The following is a 4,456-nucleotide window of genomic DNA, read 5'->3' on the forward strand; positions in this document are numbered from 1 at the left end:
GTTTCCTGCCGCTGATCCTGATCTCGCCGCTCGCGGCCCTGCGCACGCGAGTGGCGTTCCTCTGCAGCATATTGGCTTGGAAGACCGACCAGCCGGTTGAGGCTGAAGCCGCACATTATTCACCGTAGTGATGAGTGTTTCTGCCTTTTCCAAATTGGACGCGTACAACCTTTTTGGGCGATGTTCGTTCAGAACGCCTCTGCTCTCAACGCCACCAGCGAAGCAGGGCTGCGTGCCTGACGACCGATGGAGCAGACATCGATGCCCGTCGGGAACGCGCGATCGGGCCCACGCTGCAGCGGACCTCGATTGCGGGCTGGAGGCAGAAGGCACTGCTTGCCCAGGGAAGTTGAATAGGGAGTTGGTCGGCTCCCGTAAGAGTTGCCTTTCGACCAAGGAGTGATCGATGAAGTCGGCTTTCCGGTACCTGATGTTCGCCGCGGCCTTGCTGTCGCCAGCGGGAATGAATGCAGTGCAGGCAGCGGACGCTCAAATGCCACTCGTTGTTGCGACGCCCCGGGAACCCTCCATCACCACGAGCACGTTCGAGACGACCGGCATGTCCCGGGTCAACGGCCAGAGCGGTACGGTGCTCCATGTGAATGCGACGAAGCCTGGATTGCATGCCGTGTTGCTGCGGCTTGAGCCGCACAAACACGTCATGCCGCTGTCGCACCCCGGTTCCCGCTTCGCCACGATCCTGTCTGGAACCTTCTACGTTGCGGTTGACGACACATACGACGCAACCAAGCTCAAGGCCCTTCCGCCTGGTCGCATCTACGCTGAGCCGGCCTAGGCAGCCGTTCGGTTGCCGAATGGTGTGAGTAAGAAAACCTGAAGGGTTGAGGCGACCTACACGCGTCATTGGTTCGCCTCAGGCATTGTTTCATGATTGCACTCGTCCGCATTGCCCTCAGCCGGCCTTACACCTTCATCGTGTTGGCGCTGCTGATCCTGATCATCGGCCCGCTCGTGGCCCTGCGCACCCCCACGGACATCTTTCCCGATATCCGTATCCCCGTGATCAGCGTGATCTGGCAATATACGGGCCTGCCGCCCGATCAGATGGCGGGCCGCATGACGACACCGTTCCAACGTTCGCTGACCACCACCGTAAACGACATCCAGCATATCGAATCCACCTCCTATAACGGCTTCGGCATCATCAAGGTGTTCTTCCAGCCGAATGTCGACATCCGCACAGCCAATGCGCAGGTCACCGCAGTGGCACAGACCGTGCTAAAGCAGATGCCGGCCGGTGCAACGCCGCCCCTGATCCTCAACTACAACGCTTCCACCGTGCCGATCCTGCAGATTGCCCTTTCGGGGCAGGGCCTGACCGAGCAGGCGCTGGCTGATCTTGGTCTCCAGACCATCCGCACACCGCTTACGACGGTGCCGGGCGCCGCCATTCCCTATCCGTTCGGCGGCAAGACCCGCCAGGTGCAGATCGACCTTAACCCTTACGCACTGCAGGCGCGGGGACTGTCGGGGCAGGACGTCGCCAATGCGCTGGCCGCCCAGAACCTGATCACACCGGTCGGCACCGAAAAGATCGGTCGCTACGAATATGCGGTGCAGCTCAACGATGCTCCATCTTCGCTGACTGACCTCGCTGACCTGCCGATCAAGTCGGCGAACGGGACGCTTGTCTATGTGAAGGACGTGGCGACGGTGCGCGACGGCAATCCACCGCAAACCAACATCGTCCATGTCAACGGCACCCGCTCGGTCCTGCTTCAGATTCTCAAGAATGGCTCGGTCTCGACGCTCGCGATCATCCAGGGCATCAAGGATCAACTCGCCTTGATGCGAGCGAGCTTGCCCGACAATCTTCAGGTGTCGCTGCTCGGCGACCAGTCGCTCTTCGTCCGCGGTGCCATCACCGGCGTGGCGCGCGAAGGCGCAATTGCGGCCGCTCTCACCAGCATGATGATCCTGCTGTTCCTCGGCAGCTGGCGCTCCACTATCATTATCGCCGCGTCGATCCCGCTCGCGATCCTCGGTTCGGTGATCGCGTTATCGATGATCGGCGAGACGCTCAACATCATGACGCTTGGCGGCCTGGCGCTCGCCGTCGGTATCCTCGTCGACGATGCGACGGTGACCATCGAGAATATCAACTGGCATCTCGAACACGGCAAGGAGGTTCGGACCGCGATCCTCGACGGTGCCCGGCAGATCGTGACGCCGGCCTTCGTCTCAATGCTGTGCATCTGCATTGTCTTCGTGCCGATGTTCTTCCTCGACGGCATTGCACGTTTCCTCTTCGTGCCGATGGCCGAGGCAGTGATGTTCTCGATGATCTCTTCCTTCATCCTCTCGCGCACCTTCGTTCCGACGCTGTGCAACTACCTGCTCAAACCGCATGTCGATCATAGGGGGCATGGCAAGCCGCGCAGTTACAACCCGCTGGTGCTGTTCCAGCGTGGGTTCGAGGCGACGTTCGAACGCATCCGTGTCGGTTATCACGGCCTGCTGGAGCTGGTGCTCGGCCACCGGATGGTGTTCGTTGCCGGGTTCATGGCCTGCGTCATGGGGTCCTTCCTGCTGACGCCCTATCTGGGACGGAATTTCTTCCCCGCTGTCGACACCGGGCAAATCCTGATGCATGTGCGCCTTGGCATCGGCACCCGCGTCGAGGAGAGCGCCAACCAGTTCGCCGACATCCAAAAGGCAATCCGCCAGCTGATTCCGCCCGACCAGCTCGACACGTTGGTCGACAATATCGGCGTCCCGGTCTCGGGCATCAATCTGGCCTACAACAACACAGGCGTCATCGGTTCCCAGGATGGCGACATCCAGGTCAAGCTGTCGCGAGACCACCGACCGACCGATGAATACGTCCGCAAGATGCGCGAGGAGCTGCCGCGCCGGTTCCCGGGCGTGACCTTCGCCTTCCTGCCGGCCGACATTATCAGCCAGATCCTGAATTTCGGTGCACCAGCACCTGTCGATATCCAGGTGCGCGGCAACAATCTGTCGGCGAACTTCAAATATGCCGGTCTCGTGCTGGACCGCCTGCGGCACATTCCCGGCGTTGCCGATGCCCGCATCCAGGAATCGCAGGCAAATCCGACACTGAACGTCGATGTTGACCGCGCCCAGGCCGAATATATCGGCCTTACCGAGAAGGACGTCACCAACAGCCTCGTCGTCGACCTTGCCGGTTCGAGCCAGGTGTCGCCGACCTACTGGCTCGACCCAAAGAGCGGCGTGTCCTATCCGATCGTAATGCAGACGCCGCAATACCAGGTGGATACGCTGGGCGCCCTGCAGACGACGCCGATCACGGCGGCCGGCATCGGGACGCTGCCCATCCTCGGCGGCGTCGCCAGTGTGAAGCGCTCGGTCAGCAACGCAGTCGTCTCGCAATACAACATCGTGCCGATGGTGCAGATCTACGCCACCACGCAGGGGCGCGACCTCGGCGCCGTCGCCACCGATATCAACAAGATCCTTGCTGACACCGCCGCCGATTTGCCGAAGGGCAGCTCCGTTTCCTTGCTCGGTCAGGTGCAGACCATGAACAGCGCCTTCGCCGGCCTGCTATTCGGCCTGCTCGGCGCCATCGTGCTGATCTATCTGCTCATCGTCGTGAACTTCCAGTCCTGGTCGGACCCCTTCGTCATCGTCTCGGCGCTGCCGGCCGGCCTTGCCGGCATCGTCTGGATGCTGTTCGTCACGCAGACGCCGATGTCGGTGCCTGCGCTCACCGGTGCGATCATGTGCATGGGCGTGGCGACCGCCAACTCCGTGCTCGTGATCAGCTTTGCCCGCGAACGCCTGGCGGAACTGGGCGATCCCATCGCCGCCGCCCTCGAAGCCGGCTTCGTCCGCTTCCGGCCAGTCTGCATGACGGCACTCGCCATGATCATCGGCATGGCGCCGATGGCTCTCGGCCTCGGTGAGGGCGGCGAGCAGAACGCCCCGCTCGGGCGCGCCGTGGTCGGCGGCCTGATCTTCGCAACCATGGCAACGCTGCTCTTCGTGCCCGTTGTCTTCAGCCTCGTTCACAAGCGTGAAGCCAAGCCGGCCGCAGCGCCTTCGGAGACCTTGCATCATGCTTGAGCACGCTACCGAGCAGAAGCTCGACACGAGCCCCGAAATCGCTCCCATGCCGCGACACGACACCGACAACGGGCATGAAAGCTCTAAAACACCTGACAAGTCGCTCGACACGGCTGGGACAACCGATGTGACGTCCTCGGAACGCAAGCCTGGCCGCTCACCGGTCGGGCTCGGCATCTTCGGCGTCGTCGCCATCGCCGGTGCCGCGACCCTGGTCTACACCGGTGTCAGTGCTCGCCAAAGGAACGCGGTCGAGCTGCGGCAATGGACGGAGGCGCAGGCGATACCAAGCGTTGCCCTGGTGACGCTCAACGCCAAGCCTGGCGTCGTCAGCCTAAATCTGCCCGGACGGCTGCAGGCCAACGACAGCGCACCAATCTATGCC

The 4,456-nt window shown here is 62.2% G+C and carries 2 protein-coding genes and 1 pseudogene; all 3 read left to right on the forward strand.

Annotated features, from left to right (window positions below; all coding sequences use genetic code 11):
- Positions 1-406 precede the first annotated feature (406 nt).
- Positions 407-796 (forward strand): hypothetical protein, encoded by a 390-nt coding sequence (locus EOA32_RS33680; RefSeq protein ID WP_128374024.1) that lies wholly within the window; start codon positions 407-409, stop codon positions 794-796.
- A 92-nt stretch (positions 797-888) separates the two neighbouring features.
- A complete protein-coding gene (locus EOA32_RS33685) occupies positions 889-4,071 on the forward strand; it encodes an efflux RND transporter permease subunit (protein WP_128374025.1) in 3,183 nt (1,060 codons plus the stop codon).
- Positions 4,064-4,456, forward strand: a pseudogene (locus EOA32_RS33690) (hypothetical protein); the annotation flags it as partial. The gene EOA32_RS33685 and the pseudogene EOA32_RS33690, both read left to right, overlap by 8 nt.

The sequence above is a fragment of the Mesorhizobium sp. M1A.F.Ca.ET.072.01.1.1 genome, from assembly GCF_004023325.1.
In the GTDB taxonomy this organism is placed as follows: Bacteria; Pseudomonadota; Alphaproteobacteria; order Rhizobiales; family Rhizobiaceae; genus Mesorhizobium.

Excerpts from the sequence above, each read along its gene's own strand:
- EOA32_RS33680 (WP_128374024.1), top strand. The coding sequence starts at position 407 with ATGAAGTCGGCTTTCCGGTACCTGATGTTCGCCGCGGCCTTGCTGTCG.
- EOA32_RS33685 (WP_128374025.1), top strand. The coding sequence starts at position 889 with ATGATTGCACTCGTCCGCATTGCCCTCAGCCGGCCTTACACCTTCATC.